The following is a 20,951-nucleotide window of genomic DNA, read 5'->3' as shown; positions in this document are numbered from 1 at the left end:
TTTCGCACGACAACTGGTCAATTGTCCGTGAACGTCCGAGCGGCCGGACGTAATGAATTACCCCGGCGGAGTGAATAACAATCATCATTCGTCGGCGGATTCGCGCGCCGAGACCGGCACAGCCGGGCGCGGGTCGGCAACAGGAGGGGGCATGATGCGGGAGAATGTCGCGGCCGGGGACCCCTATCGCATCGGTGTCGTCGAGGACCACCAGGTCACCATCGCCGGTCTGCGCCAGATACTCGCCGGTGAGCCCACGGTCACCATCGCGGCCACGGGCGCGTCGGTAGCGGAATTGCTCTCCGTCACAACGGATCTGGCGCTCGTCGTCCTCGATCTGCGACTACCCGACGGTTCCTCCCCCGCCACCAATATCGAGCAACTGCGGGCCGCCGGCATCGAAACCCTCGTATTCACCTCCGGCGACGAACCGTTCCTGGTACGCGCCGCCGCCCGGGCCGGTGTTCTCGGAGTCGTGCGGAAATCCGAACGCGACGAGGTGGTCGCCGCCGCGGTGCGCGACGCCGCGGCCGGGCGCCAGGTGCCGACGACGGAGTGGGCGGTCGCCATCGACTCCGACGAGAACTTCACCACGGTCACCCTCAGCCCTCGCCAGCGCGACGTGCTCGCCCTGTACGCCTCGGGCGAATCGGCGGCCCGCGTCGCGCGGCTCACCAGCCTCACCGAAGACACCGTCAATGCCTATCTGGCCCGGATCCGGCAGAAGTACGCCGAGGCGGGGCGGCCGTCGCGCACCAAAACCGAACTGTTCAAACGTGCTCTGGAGGACGGGTGGCTGCCGATACCACGTCGACGCCGGTAGCTCCGCACGCCGGTCACCCGCGGACGACGGTAGGCCCGGCCGAGGACCGCATCACCCGGTTGTTCGCCCGCTTCCTCTCCTCCGGTTATGTGGCCTATCTGTTCCTGATGGCCGCGACCATCTCCAGCCAAGCCGGCGATCTGGCCCTCTGGTGGACCGTGCTCGCGGTGGGCATCGTCTACGGCCCGGCGATCGTGATGGGCCTGTTCTCGTTTCATTCCGACCTCCGGTGGGTCCGCGCGACCGCCGCCGTCACCGCGCTCGGTTTCGTGGTCGCGGCAGTCCTGTGGCCCGTGGCGTGGAACGGCGAACTGCTGCAGGCCGATGCGTGGATCTCCACCATTCCCGGCCTGGCCGGACTGTCCGCGGCGCTGGTCTGGCCGGCGGGCCGGACGGTGGCCGTCCTGCTCGCGGCGGTGGTTCCGGTCCAGATCATCAACCATGTCTGCCGGGCGCCCGGCCACAACGGCCGCTTCGTCCCGGACCTGATGTTCGCGATCAGCTTCTGCCTGCTCTTCGTCGCCGCCGGGCTGATGGCGATGCGCACCGGACGGATTCTGGACGCGACCAGGACCGAAGCCCACGAGGCCGCGGCCGCCGCCGCGGCAGCCACCGCGCGCACCGTGCAACGCGCCCGCTTCAACGCCCTGCTGCACGATTGGGTGATGTCGACATTGCTGGCGGCCGCGCGGGGAACGCGGCGGTCGGAGGTGCGCCACCAGGCCGAAATGGCGCTGGCCAAGCTCGGCGACGTGGGTTCCGAAGGCGCGCAGGGCTTTACGGCGGCGACGGCCGCCGCGCACATTCGCACCGCGGTCGCCGATGTCGACGACCGACTGCCGGTCACGGTGAGCGAGGACGCGGCCACCGGCGACCGCTACTTCCCCGCCGAACCGATACAAATCCTCGGTGCCGCCGTCGCGGAAGCGGTGCGCAACAGCGTCATTCACGCCGGAGCACACGCCGCCCGCACGGTGAGCCTGGGATTCGCCGACGGCCGGATCGAGGTCACCGCGGCCGACGACGGCCGCGGATTCGATCCGGCGAAGGTTCCGGCCCACCGCCTCGGGCTGGCCGTCAGCATCGTGGAGCGGGTGCGCCGCCTGCCCGGTGGCGACGTCGAGGTGCGGAGCCGTCCGGGCGCGGGCACCCGGATTCACCTGTCCTGGCAGGCGGACGAGCGATGAGCGCCGCCACCGGCCCGGTGCGCGATGCTCGCACCCTGCTCGGCATGGACACCCGGCCGGCCTGGCTGATCGCGGCCTTCTACCTGATGTCGGAAGCGGCACTGAGCCTTTCGTCCGCACAACAGACCCGCCACCTGTGGCCGGTACCGACCGGATTGGCCATCACCGCCGCGGCGACCGCGGCACTGTTGCGCATCCGCCCCGATCCGCTGCCCCTGCCCGCCACCGCCGCGCTGGCCGCCTCGATTCCGGCGACAGCCGCTCTGACCCTGTTCAACCTGCCGATCCCCCCGACCTCGGTCGCGCAACTGTGGTCGTTCGGGGCCGGCACCGTGACCGCGACCTTCATGTGCGTGCGCGGACGCACGGGAGCCGCGTGGGCCGGTCTGCTGTCACTGATCGCCACCTCCGCCGTGTGGTCGTGGCAGAGCGGACAGGGATTGGGTCACGGCGTGGCGATTTCGGTTATCAACCTGGGCCCGCTGATGATGGCGACCTTCTTCGCCTACACCCTGCGCCCGGCGGCCCGGGCCATCTTCCGGTTGCGGGAGGAGTCGACGCGGCAGGTGGGCTCCGAAGCCGCCGCGGCCGCCGCACTCGACGAACGACGAGCCCAGATCCAGCGCCTGGACGATATGGTCCGCCCCATCCTCGAACGAATCGCGGGCCCCCAGCCCCTCGACGAGCGCACCCGCGAGGACTGCCGGCTGATCGAGGCACATCTGCGCGATACGCTGCGAGCCCCCGCACTCGCCACCGAACCGGTCACGACAGCAGCGCGCCACGCGCGGTTGCGCGGCGTCGACGTCATCCTGATCGACGACCACGGCCTCGACGACCTTCCCGCCGCCACCCGCCGACGGGTACTCGGTACCGTCGCCGCGGAGCTGGCCACCGCGTCCGCCGGGACGGCTCACGTTCGAATCCTGCCGCCGCACAGAGCGATTCTGGCCACCATCGTCGTCAACGATCCCCGCTCCGGCATCCGCCGGATCGAGATCGATACCCCGGCATGCCCGGCGCTGCGGCCCGATCCGTAACCGCGACCTCAGATGTCGTCGAGGTTCAGATACCCGTCCTGCAGCGCGCGTGCCAGCAGCGCGGCCTTCGTCGGCGCCGGCCGACCGGCGGCGCGGTACTTCTCCCGGATCCGGGCGAGGTGCGTGTTGACCGTTCCGGGCGCGATGAACAGTGTGCGGCAGACCTCGCCTTTGGTCTCCCCGAGGATCCACGCGAGCAGTACTTCCACTTCTCTGGCACTGAGCTGCGGCCGTGGTTCCGGGGCAGCGGCGGGCGCTGCGCGATCGGCGATCGCGTGGGCGAGACAGGCCGGAACCGGCGACAATTCGGACACGATGTCTTCCTGTTCTGCAGAAGCCGACGGCATCGCCGTCCCCGGCGACGTGTGTGTGGACACGCTACGCAGTTGCCGGGCCGCCCGGCAGGTTCCAGTTGCTTGACCCGAGAACTGGGGTCACCGTTCGCTCGGAAAACGAAGGGACTCACCGCGTCGATCCGCCACACTCGACAGATGACCGTCCCCGCGCAACGCTCCGCCACCTCTCGCCTCCCGCGCCGGCAACTCCAGCGGGCCTGTCTGCCGGTAATTGTCTGCGTGGCTCTCGCCTTATCGACGGGATGTGGCAATGGGCCCGAAAACGCCTCCGCCACTGCGAGTTCCGCTACCTCGGCGGCAGTGTCGCCGACGCGGGTGGCGCCCACCACGCAGGGAACCGTTTCCCCCGTCACGACGTCCGGTTCGGCGGACTGCGCGACCGACCTCTCGGCGCCGGAGATTCGCCGGGCCGTCGCCACCTTGCCGCCCTACGACGCCGGTGGCGGTGACACCTGGGCATGGAACGACAACCCGCCCGCACTGCGCGGCACCTACAACCGGTGTTCGACACTGTCGGTCGTGGTGGTCACGATTCAGCGCGCCACCGCGAGCTCACCGGAGCACGCGCTGCTGTTCCACAAGGGCGACTACGTCGGCACCGCCACGCCGAAAGCCCAGGCGTTCACCACGATCGACACCGGAGCCGGTACCGACGACACCGTCGTATTGACCTACAAGACGCCCGGTAGCTGCAACGCCTGTCCCGACGGGACCTCGACGACGGTGTCGTTCCACTGGAACGGCTCGGGCGTGGACGTGCAGGGGCGTCCGCCGATCAACTGATCACCGGATTCCGGAACGGCCACCGGCGGCTCAGACGGACGAAACCTGTTCCGCCAGATCGAATTTCATGAACACATCGGCACGATCGTAGGGAATGGGCCGCAGCTGCTCCGGCGGCACATGGACGAATCCCACCGATTCGTACAGGTGCACGGCGTCGGCCAGGCGCCCGTTGCTCGCCAGGAACAGCGAGGTCGCGCCGCATGCGCGAGCGTGGTCGATGGCGGCGTTCAGCAGCAGACGGCCGACGCCCCGGCCCCGCACCCGCGGCGCGACCGCCATCTTCGAGATTTCGAAGACGCCCGGATCCTCCGCGACCAGCGCGACGCACCCGACGCGGTCGTCACCGTCGCGCGCGATCAGCACCTGCCCGCCGTCGGTCACGATCCGCTGCGGATTGCCGAGGGTGGCGAGGTCGGCCGGTTCGACGCCGAACAGAGCGGTGATCCATTCCAGATTGAGTTCTTCGAAGGCGGCGGCGTCGGCCGGCCCGGACATCGGTTCGACGAGAATCACGTCACCAGGATGCGCGCCGGAACCCATAGCGTCCAATATTCGATAGCTCCGATTGATATCGTGAACTTATGCATGGCGGCCTGTGGACGGGGTAGAGCTGCGGCACCTTCGCTACTTCCTGGCGGTCGCGGAGGAATTGCATTTCGGCCGTGCCGCGGCCCGGCTGCACATCGCCCAGCCCGCCCTGACCCAGCAGATCCGGCGGCTCGAGACGCTGCTCGGCGCCCGGCTGCTCGATCGCACCTCGCGCACGGTGGCCCTGACTCCCGCCGGCTCCGTCCTGCGTGATCGCGCCGAGGCCCTGCTCGGGCACGCACAACGCGATCTGGCCGAGGTCGCGCGGATCGGGCAGGGCGGGCAGGGAACGCTCTACCTGGGCTTCGTGCCGTCGGTACTGCCGCTCGAACCCCTGCGCGGGGTGCGCGCGTTTCGCGACCGCTATCCGCTCGTCGAGGTCGACCTGGTCGAGGGGTTCACCAGCCATCTGATGGAGCGGCTCGCCAACGGCGCCTTGGACCTCGCGATCGTGCGCGATCCCGATCCGCGGCCGGGCACCACCATCACACCGCTCATGACCGAGCCGTTCGTCGCGGTGGTGCCCGACGACCATCCGCTGGCCGGACGCGATTCCGTCACCGGGGCCGAACTGGTCGATCACCCGGTGGTCTTCTTCCCGCGCGCCGCAGGCTCCCTGGCCCACGACCGGAACCTGGCTCCCCTGCTGCGATCGGGCCGCCGCCCGCGCATCGTGCAGGAGGCCACCAACTGGACCATCATTCTCTATCTGGTGGCCGCGGGCCTCGGCATCACGGTCGCGCCGCGCAGCGCCACCTTCACGGCGCCGGCTTCGGCGCGGATCATCCCGCTGACCGAAACCGACGCGGACACAACCATTTACACCGCGCACCGCACCGGCGACGAGCGAGCGCTGGTCCACAATCTGCTCGCCCTGTTGCCCGGCCCGGCCGCGGCGTGAGCGCGACCGTCAGGACAGCAGTTTGCGCAGGATCTTGTTGCCGAACCCGTAGCGGATGAGACCGTCGAGGTTGCGAATGGTCTTCTCCGAGTAGGGGTACCAGATGCTTTCCTGCTTGGACTGCCAGCGGTCGATCAGGACCGGCTGGGCATGGGTGAAGCTGCGCAGTGCGCCCGGGCCGTTGACCTGGCCGACGCCGCTGTCCTTGCGCCCGCCGAAGGGCGCCTCGGGCACACCGTAGATGACGGCCGCGTCGTTGTGCACGACCGAACCCGTGGTGAGCTGGGCCGCGATGCGCCGGGCCTTGGCGGCGTCCTTGGTGAACACCGAGCCGCTGAGCCCGTATTTGCAGTCGTTGGCCAGCCGGATGGCCTCGTCCTCGTCACGGACCCGCATGATGGTGGTGATCGGACCGAACGTCTCCTCGGTCATCAAGTCCATGTCGTGGTGCGCGCCGACGACGACGGTGGGCTGGAAGTACAGGCCCTCGCCGGTGTCGGCCGCGCCGCCCACCACGATGTCGGCGCCCTTGGCCTTCGCGTCGTCGATGTGCCGGATCACGATGTCGCGCTGGCGATCCCAGAACAGCGGGCCCATATCGGTGTCGCCGGGACCGTAGGTGACCCCCGCCGCCTTCTCGGTGACCAGCCGGATGAACTCGTCCGCGACGCTGTCGACCACGTAGATGCGTTCCACGCTCATGCAGACCTGGCCGGTGTTGAACATCGACAGATACACCGCGCCGGCAGCAGCGCGCTCGAGATCGGCGTCCGCGCAGACGATCATGGCGTCCTTGCCGCCCAACTCCAGGGTGCACGGCAGCAAGCGGGTCGCGCAGGCAGCCGCGATCTTGCGGCCGGTGCCGACGCTGCCGGTGAAGCACACCTTGTCGATATCCGAATCGACCAGTGCCGCACCGGTTTCGCCGTCGCCGTGCAGCACCTGCACGACATCCTCCGGCACCCCCGCCTCGTGCAGCACCCGCGCCACCCATTCCCCCGAACGCGGCGTCACCTCGGACGGTTTGAACACCACGGTGTTGCCGGCGACCAGCGCCTGCACCACCGGATTGAGCGACAGCACGAACGGCGCGTTCCACGGCGTCACGACGCCGATCACGCCGAGCGGCTGATACTGCATGTACAGCTTCTTCATCGGTTTCAGATAACCGTGCAGCCGCTGCCGGTGCGAGCGCAGATCACGCCGGGCGCGCGCGGTCCAGTAGTTGAGGAAGTCGCAGGCGGGCACGATCTCGACGCCGAGCGCCTCGGCCTCCGGCTTACCGGTCTCGGTGCGAATGGTCTCGGCGATCTCCGCGCGCCGGGCGACGATCACACCGATGGCGGCGCGCACGATCTCGGCGCGCTCGGTGATGCTGCGGGCGGCCCAGGCGGGCTGGGCGGCGCGGGCGCGCGCGACCGCGCTCTGCACCTCGGCGGTGGTGTCCACCTCGAGTTCGCCGATGCGCCGGCGATCCACCGGACTGTCCAGCGCCAGCGTGCGCCGGTCACCCTCGGTCGTCGGCAGTGGGTGGACGATGGCCATGGTCTTCCCCTCGGTCGGAGCTGGCGTTCCAGTGCGATTTCGGTTGTGACACAAGGTTTGCCGCAACCGAATCGACGGCACGGCGAAACCCTCGTGAACTAGTAGACAACTTACCAAAACTGTCTACCCATTGCGAGAACTTGTTCTAGATTTCCACCGGACAGACATCCGCGGACCACTCCCGCTCGCTACCGATAGCCTCGCTTCAGCAGGTATTTCGCGCCCGCGTCGAAACCGTCCGGACCCAGGACGTCGAATCCGAAGGCGTCCGCGAGCCGGTTGGTCGTGTTGAAGGCAGCGCAGACGGCCAAGGCGTCCTCGACCTGTTGTGGCGACACTCCGGCGGACAGGACCTTTCGGACGTCGTCGGCATCGACCTCCCCGTCGCGGGTCAGCTTGCCCAGGAGCAGCAGCGTCGCGCGCAGGCCCGCGTCGATCGACGCGGAGTCCGGATCGTCGAGCACCGCACGAACTTTCGCCTCGTCGGCATACGCGCGCCTCGCGGTCGCGCTGTGGGCACCGATGCAGAACGCGGAGTCGTTGACCTTCGACACGTACGCGGCCATCAGCTCCCGGTCGGCGACCGACCATTCGGAGGGTCCGCGCATCGCCGCGTGGGTGAACGCCTTCGCTCGCGTGCCGTAGAAATCCGGACGATAGAACACCAGCTTCGCGGCATCGGGCAGCGGCTGACCGGAGAACACTCGGATCGCCTTGAACAGGAGTTTGGTTCCGGGGCGATAGCCGTGGTTCAGGATGTCCGGCCGCATCAGCCACGCTCCCCGGCCGCTTCGGCCAGCGCCGCGCGTCCGGCGTCGTACTGCCGTGCGGACTGCCCGACGGCGGCGGCGATGACCAGTTCGACGAGTTCGTCATCGCCGAATCCCGATGCCCGCGCCGCCGCGAAGTCGGCATCGGTCACCTCGGTCGGGCGGGTCGCGACCTTGTCGACGAGTTCACGCAGCGGTGGCGGTCCGGCGTTTCCGAAGGCTTGCGCCCGTTGCTCCCGTGGGGTGCTGCCGTCGCCATCGCGAATCCGCTCCACCAGAGCCCGGAACACCTCGCGCTTGTCCTGCGCCATCTCGCCTCCTCACAGCCGGTTCCGTGTCATGGACGCGAGCCGTGACGGGCAGGCGCCACGGACACGAATGTACGCCCAGGGAGCCGGTTCGCCGGCTAGACCGGCAGAACGGCTCGCGAATTCCCCACCAAACTAGTTGGACGTCCTATAATCTCCGGCCTATGAGTCTCGATCCCCGCACGCACACCATCGACGGCGTGCTGCACCGTTCGGCGGCGAAGGTCCCGGGCCGCACCGCGCTGACATTCGAAGGCCGGGCCTACACCTACCGGGAACTCGACGCCGCGGTCACCCGGGCGGCGGCCCATCTGCTCGGCCTCGGCCTGGCCGCGGGCGATCGGGTCGCCGCCTACGGCACCAATTCCGACGCGTACGTGATCGGCTTCCTGGCCTGCGCGCGGGCAGGCCTGGTGCACGTACCGGTGAACTACGCCCTGAAGGGCGGGGAGCTGAGCTACCTGGTCTCCCAGTCGGGCGCGCGGGCCGTCCTGGCCGATCCCGCGCTGATCGGCACGCTCGATCAGGTGCGGGGCGAACTCACCGCGGTCGACTACGTGGTACCCCTGCGCGATGCCGACGGATCGCTGCGGGAGGTCGCCGACGCCGCGGACGGGGTCTCGGACTTCTCGTCCCGGGCGTCCGCCACCGATCTGGCCCAACTGCTCTACACCTCGGGCACGACGTCGAAACCCAAGGGCGCCATGATGACTCATGAGGCGCTCGTCTTCGAGTACGTCTCGTCGGTGATCGCGCTGGACCTGCGTGCGAACGACAATCCGCTCGTCGCCATGCCGCTGTACCACTCGGCGGGCATGCACGTGTTCATGCTGCCCTACCTGGCGGTCGGCGCGACCGTGCACCTCATGGCCACCCCGGATATCCCGGAGATTCTGCGCCGGGTCGAACAGGACCGGATCGGTTCGCTGTTCCTCGCCCCGACCGTCTGGGTGCCGCTGTCCAACCACCCCGACCTCGACCGCCGCGACCTGTCGTCGCTGCGCAAGGCCCAGTACGGCGCCTCGATCATGCCGGTGACCGTGCTGAACAGGCTGCGGGAACGCTATCCCGACCTCGGCTTCTACAACTGCTTCGGACAGTCGGAGATCGGGCCGCTGGCCACGGTGCTGCGCCCGGAGGAACATGCCGAGCGGCCGTCGTCGTGCGGGCGGGCGGTGTTCTTCGTGGAAACCCGTGTAGTCGACGCCGACGGCAACGATGTCGGCCCCGGCGAGCCGGGGGAGGTCCTCTATCGCTCGCCACAGCTGTGCCGGGGGTACTGGGACAATCCCGAGGCGACCGCGGAGGCCTTCCGCGGCGGGTGGTTCCACTCCGGCGACCTGGTGACGCGGGATGCCGACGGGTACATCACCGTCGTCGACCGGATCAGGGACGTCATCAACACCGGCGGTATCCTCGTCGCCTCCCGCGAGGTCGAAGACGCCCTCTACACCCATCCCGCCGTCGCCGAGGTCGCGGTCATCGGCACCCCGGACGAGAAGGGGATCGAGGCCGTCACCGCTGTCGTGGTGCTGCACGAGGGCCGCGAGACGACGGCCGAGGCGCTGATCGCGCACGTCAAGGAGCTGATCGCCCCCTTCAAGGTGCCCAAGAACATTCGCTTCGCCGAGTCGCTGCCCCGCAACCAGAGCGGGAAACTACTCAAACGCGAACTGCGCGAACCACTTACGGCGGCGGATTGACCGGACCGGCGCTCATTACGGGGCTCGTCACCACGGGCCGATGACGTGCTCGAGCAGGGCGAGCGCGAACGCGCCCAGCACCGCCAGCCCGAATCCCGCCGCGAAGGTGAGCGCCAGCGAACGCCCGAGCCGCCGGCCGTGCGCGCGCACGATCATCAACCCCGCCACACCACCGAGCACGGCCAGCAACATGCCGCCGCCCATCACGAGATAGAACACCGCGGCCAGCGCGGCGTTCACCGCCTCGTGAAGTCCTTCGGCGTACTCACCGAACGGAATCGGGAACCGATACACGCTCGCCACCACCGCCGCGGCAAGCGGTGCGGTGAGCACGGCCACCAGCGCACCCCACAGCACACCGACCCACAGGGCCACTCCGGTCACGCCGCGCGGCTCCCCCGCCGGACCGCCGTCCCCGAACCCCATAACCTGACCTCGCGTTCCACCTGTCGCCGGGCACTCACGCACGCGCCGGGCGCGAATGCCCGGCTCTGCCAGAGCAAACCAGACGAACGCGCCGCACCGCCAGGTGGGCAGGTCACCGATGTCCTAGGGTTGTTCGCGGCGGCCCGCCTGCCCCACCCGTGCCCGACCCGTGGCCGCGCCCCGCACCGGACGATCAGAAACGGGAGACTCATGGACGGCAGCCGCAACGCACTGCTCCACGGTCCCCTGTTCTCCCGGCGCACTCCGCTGGACCGCAGCAATGCCGCCAGCCGGATCAGCGCCTACGTCTACGGCAACATCCTCATCCTCGCCGCGCTGATCCCGGTGACCACCACCGAGGAGCACGTCGGAATCCTCGTGGTCGTCGGCACCGCCCTGTCCACCTTCGTCGCGCACGCCTTCGCCGAGGGCGTCGGCCAGGCCGTGCGGGAGAACCGCGCGCTCACGCCGCGGCAGCGGTGGGAGGAACTGCGCGATTCGGTGCCGATTCTCAGCTCCGCGGTGCTGCCGTCGATCATCCTGGCGGCCGCCGCCGTCGACTGGCTCGAACCCCGCACCGCACAGATCGTCGCCGAGGTGGCGATGCTCGTCCGCATCGGCGGCATCGTCTTCGTCATCGAACGGCTCAAAGGCGCCAGACCCGGCCGCTCGACCATTTTCACGGCACTCCTGCTGACCGCCGTCGCGACGACGGTGGTCGTCGTCAAGGTCGTCCTCACCCACTGACCGGGCGCGGCTACCCCGCCTCGACCGCCGCGAGCGCGCGCACATCGGCGGCATCCTGCGACCCATCCGCGAACCGCGGATAGGTCGGGTACTCGATACCCGAGATGTACTGCACCGTCCGGACCACCTGGGACGAATAACCGAATTCGTTGTCGTACCAGCAGTACAGGATCGCGGTGTCGCCCTCGACGATGGTGGCGTTGGCGTCGATGATCGAGGCCGCGCGCGAGCCGATGAAATCGCTGGACACCACGTCGGACGCGGCGATGTAGTCGAGATTGCGGCTCAGCGGGCCGGCGAGCGACACCTGCCGCAGGTACTCGAGCACCTCGGACTTCGTCGTCTCCCGTTCGAGTTGCAGGTTCAGGATGGCGACGGACACATCCGGGGTGGGGACGCGAATCGAGTTACCGGTGATCTTGGCCTTGAAGTCCGGCATCGCCTTGGCGACGGCGGAGGCGGCGCCGGTTTCGGTCAGAACCAGGTTGAACGGCGCGGAGCGGCCGCGGCGGTCCGCCTTGTGGTAGTTGTCCAGCAGATTCTGATCGTTGGTGAACGAGTGCACGGTTTCCACGTGGCCGCGGGTGATGCCGAATTCGTCGTCCATGGCCTTGAGCGGCGGCACGATCGCGTTGGTGGTGCAGGAGGCGCACGAGAAGATCCGCTGCGTCAGATCGAGGTCGCGGTGGTTGACGCCGTGCACGATATTCGGGACGTCGCCCTTACCGGGTGCGGTGAGGACCACCTTCGCGATGCCGGGGCGCAGATGCTGCGACAGCCCGTCGCGATCGCGCCACTTGCCGGTGTTGTCGATCAGGATCGCGTCGTCGATTCCGTATTCGGTGTAGTCGATGGTCGTCGGATCGTCGCTGTAGATGAACTTGATGACGTTGCCGTTGGCGATGATCGTGTCGTTGCCGGCGTCGACCTTGATGGTGCCGTTGAAGTGCCCGTGCACCGAATCGCGGCGCAGCAGCGACGCGCGCTTGGCCAGGTCACCGTCGCCGCCGCGGCGAACCACCACCGCGCGCAGGTTCAGCCCGTTGCCGGAGCCGACCTTCTCGATGAGCAGGCGGGTGACCAGCCGGCCGATCCGGCCGAAGCCGTACAGCACGACATCGCGCGGACCCGGCGACTGCGCCTTGTTGCCGCCGATCACCTCGGCCAGAACCACCTCGGTGAACTCCCGAACCGAGAGCCCGCGGTCGTCGGCGCGATAGGCCACGACCAGCTGGCCGAGATCGATCTTGCACGGGCCGAGATCCAGTTCGTCGAGGACGCGCAGGAACGGCAGCGTCTCGTCCACCGACAGCTCTTCGCCCTCGATCTGGCGGGCGAACCGGTGTGTCCGCAGAATGCTGATCACCGACCGGTTCACCAGCGACCGGCTGTGCAGCAGGACCGTCACACCCTTCGCCCGATACAACGTGCCGATGATGGGGATCATCGCCTCCGCGGCAGCTTCCTGGGCGTTCCAGCGGTCAAGTTGTTCGGTAGTCAACGCAGGTCCTCGGTTTCCTCGACGGGTACGCCACGTCGATGCTAATGAGGGCCCGGATATCACCGACGGCGGATCCCCGGCGGTGAGCTTTCGAGTGGCGGCGACCACACCGCCGCCGCGGCGGTGTACCGCCGTCAGTCCCGCCGCAGCCGCGGTGGATTGCGGCGGCGGATCTGCAACAGGTCGGTGGCACAACGGCACACCGGATGCAGTGCGTCGGCGAGTTCTTCGCTCAGCCCATTCGCGGCCGGGGTGTAGATGCTCAGGACCCCGACCACCGAACCGTCGTCGTCGGACAGCGGCTGGCACTGCACCGCCTGCACTCCCCACAACCGCAGTTCCGCGCCGCACCCCGGCCAGCGCGAACTGCCCGCCAGATCGGTGATCACGATCGGCACGCCGGTCGCCGCCACCTCGCGAGCGGGGCTGTCGGGGTGGAGCAACTGAGCCTCCTCGACCATTCGCGCGCGATGCGTCGTCGCGGCGACGATCTCGAGCACCGTTCCGCCGTGCGCGGTCACCCCGGCCATCGGTGAGCCGGGCAGGGCACGCAGCAGTGCGGCGACCCCGGCCGCCGAAACAGGCGACGCACCGGTGCGACCGGGTGGGTCACTGTGCATAACGGACCTCGATCCGACGCGATGAGTCAACAACACCGGCGGCATACCGGCCCGGCAAAGCGGGGCCGAGGTATGACGACCAGTCTTCGAGTGCCCCGCTGCCCGCCGCGGCAAACCTCGTCCCGGCGAGCCCGCCGGCGCGGAGGACGAATGTTCGTCCGGTACAAGCCGTTTGCCTTTTTGCGCCTCGAACGGGGAGCGCCGTTTTCACGGCGCGTCGCCGGGGTACCCATCGACAATCCGCACCGGAACGAACCTCGTCACCGTCGAGGCCCATCACCACAGGAGGTGTGCTGTATGGACGATCTCCAGCGCAGAGTGTTGACCGCGTTGACATCTGCGCGGCGCGGGCTGAAGACCGCGGACGCACGCCTGCTGGAACGTCGAATCGTGGGGCTGCGGGCAGAAGTCGACGCCGCAGGCTATCCCCGCCCCCAGCATCTACGCCTGAAGGCGTCGTGTGCGGAGGCACTGGCCGCGGCCAGGTGGACGTTGGGCCGACCGAGCCCCCAGGCCTTCCGGCCGGCGATGCAGGCGGCCTCGTAGCCGACCGGCGACACCCGGAACACGCCTCCGATTCGGTTGCGGCACTGCGACGTCGAGCCGGACGTCCGCTCAGTCCCTCCTTTCGACCGAGGCGAGATAGATGGCCGCGATCTCCTCCAGGCCCCGCTGATCGACCGGACCGAATCGGTCGAGTTCGGGACTGTCCAGATCGAAGACGCCGAGCAGCGCGCCCTCCGACACCAGCGGCACCACCAGTTCGGATCTGCTCACCGGATCGCAGGCGATATGGTCGGGCACCGCGTGCACGTCGGCGACGCGTTGAGTCCGGCGGGTCCGCGCCGCCGCACCGCACACACCGCGATCCAGCCCGATCCGCACACACGCCGGGCGGCCCTGGAAGGGGCCGACCACCAGCTCCCTCCCGTCGTAGAAATAGAATCCCACCCAGTTCAGGCCGGGAAGACCGTGATAGACGAGCGCCGACAGATTGGCGGCGTTGGCGATCCGGTCGTGTTCCCCCGCCAGCAGGGATCGGGCCGACGCCGCGAGCTCCCGATAGCGTTCGTCGTCCGTGTGGTCGTCGGTGGCGCTCATACCGCACCCGCGCCCATGCGATGGTTCATGCGTATCCCTTTCCTGGTGGCGGCTTCGGATGTCCCGCCGGCGGCTCACCGACCGTCCCGGCAGGCGGGATCGGCCCGCGGCACCGCGCCGGATCCGTGTTTTCGTTGTCCCATGGCTTCAGCGGAACGGATTCGAGCAGCGGTGCACCGGTATCTCGAGGCGGTGGGCTCGGGGTCGGCCGCCGATGTGGCGGCATGTTACAGCGAGGACGCCACCGTGGAGGATCCGTTCGGTTCACCACCGCACATCGGCCGGGCCGCGATCGAAAAGTTCTACGGCGCATTGGATTCCGCGCATATGCGCACCGAACTGCTCGACCTGCGGATCGCGGGCGGCGCGGCGGCGTTCCGGTTCCGGGTGGTCACCGAAACCGGTTCCCGCACAACGACGATCGAACCGATCGATGTGATGACCTTCGACGAGGACGCGCGGATCACCGGTATGCGAGCGTTCTGGTCACCGGAGGACGTGCGCATCGACTGAGGGCGGCGGTTCATCGCAGCGCGGGAATCACCGCACGCTCGAACAACTCCACCCCGGAGAGGTCGTATGCCGATTCGGGGAAGTTGTGGATCGCGTACGACAAGCCCAGATCGCGGACCCGGCACAGGTTCTCGACGATCTGTTCCGGTGTGCCGACCGCGAGGGAATCGGCGGAGAGGTTGGCGACCCAGTTCCGCGCCGCCTCGGCCCCGAGCACAGGAGCGAGCCGCGAGGCGAGTGCGTCCAGCCGTTCGCGCACCTCTGCCTCGGTGGCGCCGACCACGGTGTTGAAGTTGGCACTGCGGGTGATCGCGTCGAAATCGGTTCCGACGGAGACGCAATGCTCGCGCAGCAGCTCGGATTTGCGGGTGAAGGTCGCGGGATCGCCCGCGAAGTTGGTGTAATGCGCGTATTTCGCGGCGATGCGCAGCGTGACCTTCTCGCCGCCACCCGCGATCCAGATCGGAATACCGCCGTGCTGGAGCGGCAACGGATACACCCGGGCGCCGTCGACCCGGTAGTACTTGCCGTCGAGGGTGGCGGTGCCGGTGGTCCACGCCTGACGGAAGATCTGCACACCGTCGTCCAGCCGGCCCAAACGCTCACCCGCGGAAGGGAATCCGTAGCCGTAGGCGCGCCACTCGTGCTCGTACCAGCCGGCGCCGATACCCATCTCGACCCGTCCGCCCGAGACGAGATCCACGGTCGCGGCCACCTTGGCGAGGTAGGCCGGGTTCCGATAGCTGATCGCCGTGCACATCTGGCCCAGCCGGATGCGCGTCGTGGTGGCGGCGAACGCCGACATGAGCGTCCACGCCTCGTGTGTCGCTTCCTCGGTGGGAACCGGCACGGTGTGGAAGTGGTCGTAGACCCACAGCGATTCCCAGACGTCCGCGGCGTCGGCTCGCTGCGCCAGGCCCCGCATCACACCCCACTGCGCCCCCGGTTCGATGCCGACCAGATCCAGTCGCCAGCCCTGCGGAATGAAGATGCCGAAACGCACGCCGCGCCTCCTCGTCGAGAGAACAGATCCGGCGGCCACTCTTCCCATCGATGCGCTCGCGGGCAAGAGTTCGGCGCTCGGCGCGCCGAACTGCCCGCGGAGACCCGGCGAAGCCGGAATCGGTTCACCGGGTCTGCGAAGCCTCGATCAGAGCAAAGCGCCGATCAGGCCGGTGAGGATCGATCCGAGACCCGAGGCCAAAGCTCCGACAACCGCAATGATTCCGCTTATCACAGCGTTCCTTTCTCCGAGCGTTCCGTTGGCAAACCACGATGTATTCGATGTCGAGGTGTATGTCGGATTGGTCCCGCCTCCGCCGGCACCGGCCGGGTGAACGTCACGGTCGATCGCCGGCGCGCGCCACGCGCGTGAGCCATTCGGCCAGCAGGGCGCGCAGCAGTTCCGGCTGTTCGTGCGGAAGGGCATGTCCGGCCTCGTCGACGACGGCGAGCGTCGCGTGCGGACTGCGCGCGAACAGGTCGGTCGCCGCCGCACAACCGACCGTCGAATCCAGCCGTCCGGCCACGATCGTGGTCGGCCCCGGATAGGGCGGTGCGCCGTCCGGGCTCAGCTGCCACCGCTCACCGATGCGCCGGGCCGCGGCCGGATCGGCCGGTGCGGCGGCCGGGGCGACGAAACGCTCGTAGCGGTCGAGCATTTCGGGTGTTCGGACGACGAAGTAGCCGCGGAAATCGTCGTCGCCGAGATCGCCCTGCCCGGCCACGATGCGGTGTGCGGGAATGTCCCGCAATCCGGGCAACAGCGGGCAGACCAGCGCCAGGCCCGCCACCCGATCGGCACGTCGCGCGGCCATCGCCTGCGCGTAGTACCCGCCGGCCGAGTGGCCGATCAGCAGGAAACCACCGCCGGTCACCTCGTCCGCGAAACCCAGCAGCGCGTCGAGGGCATCGTCGGCGCTGCGCAGCGTGTCGGGTGCGGTGGTGGATCCCGTTCCGGGCAGGTCGGGGTAGATGCGCCGCAATCCGGCGGTGTCCCCGAGTATCGGGTCGAAGCAGGCCTCGGCCTCGCGATGATCGACGCCGGCGCCGTGCAGCACCAGCACCGGCCGGCCCGTGCCGTGCTCCACGTAGTGAAAATCGACCCCGCCCGCGCGTAGCTTCATGACCGGCAAGCTACCCGGCCGGTCCCGCTGTCGCCGGCCGGACGCGGGTGCGAGCATGGGACGGTGAGTGTATCCGCGAGTGAACCGCTGTCGGAGTCCGATGCACTCGAGGCGCTGCGGATTCCGCTGACCGGCTACTGCTACCGTCTGCTCGGTTCGTCGGCCGATGCCGACGACGCGGTGCAGGAGACGATGATCCGCGCCTACACCCGATTCGACAGCTTCGATCCCGGGCGCGGCCGGCTGTCGACCTGGGTCCACGCCATCGCCACCAACATCTGCCTGGACATGCTGCGCTCGGCGCGGCGCCGGATGCTGGTGTGGGAGGGCCCGGTCTCGACCGGATTCGATCCGGATGCGGTGGTGCCCGCCGACCGATGGCTCGATCCGGTCCCCGACGCGCGGGTGCTCGACCCGGCCGACCGCGTGATTCGCCGCGAGTCGGTGCGGCTGGCCTTCGTCGCGGCGTTGCAACATCTGCCGCCGCGCCAGCGGGCGGTGCTGGTCCTGCGCGAGGTGCTGGCGTTCAGCGCCGCCGAAACCGCGACCATGCTCGAGGTGACCCCGGCTGCGGTCAACAGCGCCCTGCAACGCGCCCGCGCCACCCTGGCCGCGGTCCGGCAGTCCGCCACGGATCCGCTCGATCCCGACGATCCGGACGACCGGGAACTGGTCCGGCGCTACGTGGCGGCCTTCGAAAACCACGATGTCGGCGCTCTCGCCGCGCTGCTGTGCGAGGACGCCGAATCCGGTATGCCGCCGTTCGCGTGGCGACTGAGCGGGCGCGACCTCGTCGTCTCGGTTTTCGCGGCGGGCGAGGCGTGCATCGACGATCGGCTGATACCGGTCCGGATGAACGGTTCGATCGGATTCGGTCAGTACCGCCCCGACACCGACGGTGTGCTGCGGCCGTTCGCACTGCTCGCGATCGAGGCGCGGTCGGGATCGATAGCGCGGCAGGTGACATACCTGGGCAGCGGCGACCGGTTCGCCGAATTCGGCCTCCCGCCGATTTTCCGCGCACCCACCGATGAATTCCCGGCGTCGGGTTCGTAACAGAGGTGACCACTGCCCTACGACCGAAACGACGGGTTCATGACCTCCACCGACACCGACACCGACCTCCTGCGCGAGCACACCGTGGCCGAGCGCCGGCGCCTCGCGGATCTGCTCGCCACCCTCACGCCGGAGCAGTGGGCCGCGCCCTCGCTGTGTGAGGGCTGGCGAGTCCGCGAGGTGCTCGCCCACATGACGATGCCCTACCGGACATCCACCTGGGCGTTCGTGCGCGGCCTGGCCGGCGCGCGCTTCTCGTTCCACCGCTACGCCGACCGGGCCGCGCGCGCCGACACCGCACGAATGAGCGATGCCGCACTGCTCGCGTCGCTGCGCGACAACGTCGACCACCCGTGGCGTCCGCCGGGCGGCGGCGTGGTCGGCGCGTTGAGCCACGACGTGATCCACGGCCTGGACATCACCGAGCCCCTGGGCCTGCCGCCCGCCCCGCCGGAACGGATCGCCCTCGTGCTCGACAATGCGAGCCCGAAATCGCTGCGCTACTTCGGGGTCGACCTGGCCGGTCGGCAACTGCGGGCGTCCGACGCGCCGGTCACGCTGGGTTCGGGGATGCCGATCACGATGTGCGCCAAGGACATTCTGCTCACCGTCACCGGCCGCCGCCCGCTGCCCGCCGACTGACGGGGCCGGCCCGGCTCACAGACCGCCGAGGCGTGCGAGTACGGCGAAGGCCGCGTCGTCGGCCGACCAGAGGGCGTTGATCTCCGCGCGCGTGGCCTCGGCGGTGGCGGGATTCTGCAATGCCAGCCCGTTGGTCCAGACCACCACGTTGTAACCCAGGTCGGCGACCTCGAGCAGCGGCCCGGTGGCCACGCCCTGACCGAACAGCCGGTCGAGCCCTTCGCCGACGAAGTAGAACCGCCACAGCGGCCCGAGGTCGGCGTTGTAGACCCGCCTGGTCCGATCGACGATCAGATCGCCGCTGCGGGCGATCGCGTCGACGATGTGGAAGAAGTCCGGCGCGTTCTCGGGTTTGCTGCCGACCGCGGCGACCGCGTATGCGAGGTCGACCGTCAGGTGTGCGTTGTAGCCGGCCATCGCGACCCTGGCGGGCGACTGGTCGCATCGACCGGCCAGCTGGAAATACCACGCCCAGTGCGGCTCGGGCGTGCCGCCGGTGAATTCCGCGTGCAGGTTCACCAGGAAACGGCGCAGCAGTTCGTAGCTGATCGCGTGGGCGTATTCCGGATCGGCGAAGGCGCCGGCATCGTGCTGCAGCGGCAGCACCGGCGACTGTTCCACGGCGTCGAGTCCCACATCGAACAACCCGCGCCAATCATGGTGGGAGGCAAGTATGTCGGCGATCCGATGGTTTCGCGCCACGGCCTCGTCGAGCCGGTCGAGGGTGGGCCCGGCGCCTATGGTCGTGGTATCCGACAGCGCGGCGACGGTCTGGATCTCCGCGGCGGACAGCGGGGTGCCGCACTGCGCCTCGGCCACGGCTCCCGCCTGCGGCGCGGACGCGATCAGAGACGAAAAGCCAAGAGCCACAACGATCGACGCGATTCGGAGCATACGATGTCCATCCTGTCCGATGACGTACGGCGGTGTTGCCGATACGGTACTGCGGTTCGATCCGTGACTGTGCGCACGACCTCGGCGGTGTCGTCGGTTTCCGCTCACCACCGGCTCTCCCCCTCGGCGGACGCGCCGGGACGCACATGCGCGCGCATCCCCTGCGGGCCGAACAGGATGAGCAGTTCCACCACCCCGCCGTCGGCACTGCCCAGCCAGTGCGGAACCGACGTGTCGAATTCCGCCGCCTCGCCGGGCGGCAGGGTCAGATCGCGGTCGCCGAGCACCAGGCGCAGCCGGCCGTTGAGCACGTAGAGCCATTCGAAGCCCTCGTGCGTCTGCGGCGTCGGCTCCAGCGGTCGCGGGCACGCGGGAATGATCATCTTGAACGCCTGCACGCCACCGGGCCGCCGGGACAGCGGCACGAAGGTCATGCCGAACCGCCGGATCGGCTTCAGGTGGATGCGCGGGTCGCCGGTGCGCGGAGCCCCGACCAGGTCGTCGAGCGGGACGTCGTAGGTGCGGGCCAGCGGCAGCAGCAATTCCAGGGTCGCCCGCCGCTGCCCGCTCTCCAGGCGCGACAACGTACTTTCCGACACCCCGGTGCTCGCCGCGAGGTCGGCGAGGGTGATCCCGCGCTCGCGGCGCAATGCGCGCAACCGCGGGCCCACCGCACCGAGCACCTCGTCGGTGTTCTCAGCCATTCGGGTCCTCAGCCATTCGGGCCATCTTGCCGGAACAGCAAGATTCCGTGCCAGTTCGCCACGTCCGGCGCCAGGCTGAAGACCCGACCGCACCTCAACCGCGAAGGAGCCGCCATGCCCACCGCAGCCCGCCGAAGGGACACCCCGCCGCCGCGGACCGGGACCGATGAGCTCGCGGTACTGCGCGGCTTCCTCGACTATCTACGCACCGCCGTCGCCGCGAAGGTCGAGGGAGCGCCCGAACCGCAGGCCCGAGCCGCCGCGGTGGCTTCGGGCACCAATCTGCTCGGTCTGCTCGTCCATCTCACCGCCGTCGAGCGCTCGATGTTCCTCGGCGCCCGGGTGACCGACTGGCAGGCGACGTTCCGGGCCGCCCCGGACGACAGCGTGGCCGATGTCGTCGCCCGCTATCGCGACGCGGTCGCGCACGCGAACCGGGTGCTCGACGGATGCACCGATCCCGCCGCGACACTGCCGCGACCGGGACGCCCCGGGCCCAGCGTCCGCTGGGCCCTCACCCACATGATCGAGGAGACCGGCCGCCACGCCGGTCACGCCGATATCCTGCGCGAACTGATCGACGGCGCGACCGGGCGTTGAGCTCAGCGGGTGCG

25 protein-coding genes are annotated in these 20,951 nt (G+C 69.1%); 12 read left to right on the top strand and 13 right to left on the bottom strand.

What is annotated here, in order from left to right; translation table 11 throughout:
- Nucleotides 1–151 precede the first annotated feature (151 nt).
- The 3 genes from A5789_RS27840 to A5789_RS27830 are packed head-to-tail and all read left to right on the top strand — an operon-like array spanning nucleotide 152 to nucleotide 3,050.
- Entirely contained in the window at nucleotides 152–823 is a 672-nt protein-coding gene (locus A5789_RS27840; protein WP_227462960.1) for a response regulator, read from the top strand.
- Nucleotides 793–2,010, top strand: coding sequence for a sensor histidine kinase (locus tag A5789_RS27835; protein WP_082856904.1), 1,218 nt, complete (start codon nucleotides 793–795; stop codon nucleotides 2,008–2,010). Before A5789_RS27840 ends, A5789_RS27835 begins: the two co-directional genes overlap by 31 nt.
- Nucleotides 2,007–3,050, top strand: a complete 1,044-nt coding sequence (locus A5789_RS27830; protein ID WP_064901362.1) for a hypothetical protein — start codon at nucleotides 2,007–2,009, stop codon at nucleotides 3,048–3,050. Before A5789_RS27835 ends, A5789_RS27830 begins: the two co-directional genes overlap by 4 nt.
- A gap of 8 nt (nucleotides 3,051–3,058) precedes the next feature.
- On the opposite strand, the gene A5789_RS27825 is transcribed toward A5789_RS27830, so the two are convergent.
- Nucleotides 3,059–3,364 (bottom strand): response regulator transcription factor, encoded by a 306-nt coding sequence (locus tag A5789_RS27825; protein ID WP_369817445.1) that lies wholly within the window; start codon nucleotides 3,362–3,364, stop codon nucleotides 3,059–3,061.
- 342 nt (nucleotides 3,365–3,706) lie between these two features.
- Here A5789_RS27825 and A5789_RS27820 point away from each other — a divergent pair, with 342 nt between their 5' ends.
- Nucleotides 3,707–4,189: an LppP/LprE family lipoprotein gene (locus A5789_RS27820; protein WP_064901364.1), complete on the top strand. Its 483-nt coding sequence runs from the start codon at nucleotides 3,707–3,709 to the stop codon at nucleotides 4,187–4,189.
- Between the two features lie 30 nt (nucleotides 4,190–4,219).
- Here A5789_RS27820 and A5789_RS27815 read toward each other — a convergent pair whose 3' ends face one another.
- Nucleotides 4,220–4,705 (bottom strand): GNAT family N-acetyltransferase, encoded by a 486-nt coding sequence (locus A5789_RS27815; RefSeq protein ID WP_197516751.1) that lies wholly within the window; start codon nucleotides 4,703–4,705, stop codon nucleotides 4,220–4,222.
- Nucleotides 4,706–4,787: 82 nt separating this feature from the next.
- Between A5789_RS27815 and A5789_RS27810 the strand changes: the two genes are divergently transcribed.
- Nucleotides 4,788–5,681: a LysR family transcriptional regulator gene (locus A5789_RS27810; protein ID WP_064901367.1), complete on the top strand. Its 894-nt coding sequence runs from the start codon at nucleotides 4,788–4,790 to the stop codon at nucleotides 5,679–5,681.
- Nucleotides 5,682–5,690: 9 nt separating this feature from the next.
- Here the strand turns inward: A5789_RS27810 and A5789_RS27805 are convergent, their stop codons facing one another.
- From A5789_RS27805 to A5789_RS27795, 3 genes are all read right to left on the bottom strand, one after another.
- Complete coding sequence (locus A5789_RS27805; protein WP_063012857.1) at nucleotides 5,691–7,226, bottom strand: aldehyde dehydrogenase family protein; 1,536 nt, start codon at nucleotides 7,224–7,226, stop codon at nucleotides 5,691–5,693.
- A 188-nt stretch (nucleotides 7,227–7,414) separates the two neighbouring features.
- On the bottom strand, nucleotides 7,415–7,996 hold the full coding sequence (locus A5789_RS27800) for a carboxymuconolactone decarboxylase family protein (protein WP_064901369.1): 582 nt from the start codon (nucleotides 7,994–7,996) through the stop codon (nucleotides 7,415–7,417).
- Nucleotides 7,996–8,307, bottom strand: coding sequence for a hypothetical protein (locus tag A5789_RS27795; RefSeq protein WP_064901371.1), 312 nt, complete (start codon nucleotides 8,305–8,307; stop codon nucleotides 7,996–7,998). Before A5789_RS27795 ends, A5789_RS27800 begins: the two co-directional genes overlap by 1 nt.
- Before the next feature lie 161 nt (nucleotides 8,308–8,468).
- Between A5789_RS27795 and A5789_RS27790 the strand changes: the two genes are divergently transcribed.
- On the top strand, nucleotides 8,469–10,007 hold the full coding sequence (locus A5789_RS27790) for an acyl-CoA synthetase (protein ID WP_064901373.1): 1,539 nt from the start codon (nucleotides 8,469–8,471) through the stop codon (nucleotides 10,005–10,007).
- A gap of 27 nt (nucleotides 10,008–10,034) precedes the next feature.
- Here A5789_RS27790 and A5789_RS27785 read toward each other — a convergent pair whose 3' ends face one another.
- Nucleotides 10,035–10,433, bottom strand: a complete 399-nt coding sequence (locus A5789_RS27785; RefSeq protein WP_063012865.1) for a hypothetical protein — start codon at nucleotides 10,431–10,433, stop codon at nucleotides 10,035–10,037.
- A 210-nt stretch (nucleotides 10,434–10,643) separates the two neighbouring features.
- Here A5789_RS27785 and A5789_RS27780 point away from each other — a divergent pair, with 210 nt between their 5' ends.
- Entirely contained in the window at nucleotides 10,644–11,180 is a 537-nt protein-coding gene (locus tag A5789_RS27780; protein WP_063012867.1) for a hypothetical protein, read from the top strand.
- Between the two features lie 10 nt (nucleotides 11,181–11,190).
- On the opposite strand, the gene A5789_RS27775 is transcribed toward A5789_RS27780, so the two are convergent.
- Entirely contained in the window at nucleotides 11,191–12,627 is a 1,437-nt protein-coding gene (locus A5789_RS27775; RefSeq protein ID WP_369817446.1) for a glyceraldehyde-3-phosphate dehydrogenase, read from the bottom strand.
- Between the two features lie 188 nt (nucleotides 12,628–12,815).
- Nucleotides 12,816–13,301, bottom strand: coding sequence for a GAF domain-containing protein (locus tag A5789_RS27770; RefSeq protein WP_063012871.1), 486 nt, complete (start codon nucleotides 13,299–13,301; stop codon nucleotides 12,816–12,818).
- A gap of 297 nt (nucleotides 13,302–13,598) precedes the next feature.
- Here A5789_RS27770 and A5789_RS27765 point away from each other — a divergent pair, with 297 nt between their 5' ends.
- Nucleotides 13,599–13,847 carry a hypothetical protein gene (locus A5789_RS27765; RefSeq protein ID WP_030513689.1) on the top strand — a complete coding sequence of 83 codons (249 nt, stop codon included), beginning with the start codon at nucleotides 13,599–13,601 and terminating at the stop codon, nucleotides 13,845–13,847.
- A 69-nt stretch (nucleotides 13,848–13,916) separates the two neighbouring features.
- Here A5789_RS27765 and A5789_RS27760 read toward each other — a convergent pair whose 3' ends face one another.
- Nucleotides 13,917–14,402 (bottom strand): GAF domain-containing protein, encoded by a 486-nt coding sequence (locus tag A5789_RS27760; RefSeq protein ID WP_064901379.1) that lies wholly within the window; start codon nucleotides 14,400–14,402, stop codon nucleotides 13,917–13,919.
- 141 nt (nucleotides 14,403–14,543) lie between these two features.
- Here A5789_RS27760 and A5789_RS27755 point away from each other — a divergent pair, with 141 nt between their 5' ends.
- Entirely contained in the window at nucleotides 14,544–14,915 is a 372-nt protein-coding gene (locus A5789_RS27755; protein ID WP_063012874.1) for a nuclear transport factor 2 family protein, read from the top strand.
- A gap of 10 nt (nucleotides 14,916–14,925) precedes the next feature.
- On the opposite strand, the gene A5789_RS27750 is transcribed toward A5789_RS27755, so the two are convergent.
- Together A5789_RS27750 and A5789_RS27745 are read right to left on the bottom strand one after the other, a co-directional pair.
- Entirely contained in the window at nucleotides 14,926–15,918 is a 993-nt protein-coding gene (locus tag A5789_RS27750) for an LLM class F420-dependent oxidoreductase (RefSeq protein WP_064901381.1), read from the bottom strand.
- A 337-nt stretch (nucleotides 15,919–16,255) separates the two neighbouring features.
- Nucleotides 16,256–17,041, bottom strand: coding sequence for an alpha/beta fold hydrolase (locus A5789_RS27745; protein ID WP_063012917.1), 786 nt, complete (start codon nucleotides 17,039–17,041; stop codon nucleotides 16,256–16,258).
- A 63-nt stretch (nucleotides 17,042–17,104) separates the two neighbouring features.
- Here A5789_RS27745 and A5789_RS27740 point away from each other — a divergent pair, with 63 nt between their 5' ends.
- Nucleotides 17,105–18,097, top strand: a complete 993-nt coding sequence (locus tag A5789_RS27740; protein ID WP_063012880.1) for an RNA polymerase subunit sigma-70 — start codon at nucleotides 17,105–17,107, stop codon at nucleotides 18,095–18,097.
- A 39-nt stretch (nucleotides 18,098–18,136) separates the two neighbouring features.
- A complete protein-coding gene (locus A5789_RS27735) occupies nucleotides 18,137–18,739 on the top strand; it encodes a maleylpyruvate isomerase family mycothiol-dependent enzyme (RefSeq protein ID WP_064901383.1) in 603 nt (200 codons plus the stop codon).
- A gap of 15 nt (nucleotides 18,740–18,754) precedes the next feature.
- On the opposite strand, the gene A5789_RS27730 is transcribed toward A5789_RS27735, so the two are convergent.
- On the bottom strand, nucleotides 18,755–19,558 hold the full coding sequence (locus A5789_RS27730) for a DUF5995 family protein (protein ID WP_321190251.1): 804 nt from the start codon (nucleotides 19,556–19,558) through the stop codon (nucleotides 18,755–18,757).
- Between the two features lie 179 nt (nucleotides 19,559–19,737).
- Nucleotides 19,738–20,337 carry a helix-turn-helix domain-containing protein gene (locus A5789_RS27725; protein WP_063012884.1) on the bottom strand — a complete coding sequence of 200 codons (600 nt, stop codon included), beginning with the start codon at nucleotides 20,335–20,337 and terminating at the stop codon, nucleotides 19,738–19,740.
- 114 nt (nucleotides 20,338–20,451) lie between these two features.
- Between A5789_RS27725 and A5789_RS27720 the strand changes: the two genes are divergently transcribed.
- Nucleotides 20,452–20,937 (top strand): DinB family protein, encoded by a 486-nt coding sequence (locus tag A5789_RS27720; protein WP_064905138.1) that lies wholly within the window; start codon nucleotides 20,452–20,454, stop codon nucleotides 20,935–20,937.
- The last annotated feature ends 14 nt before the right edge of the window (nucleotides 20,938–20,951 follow it).

This window comes from Nocardia sp. 852002-51101_SCH5132738 (assembly GCF_001665695.1).
In the GTDB taxonomy this organism is placed as follows: Bacteria; Actinomycetota; Actinomycetes; order Mycobacteriales; family Mycobacteriaceae; genus Nocardia; species Nocardia nova.
Note: the sequence above shows the minus strand (reverse complement) of the source record. Positions and strands in the feature narration are given on the sequence as shown.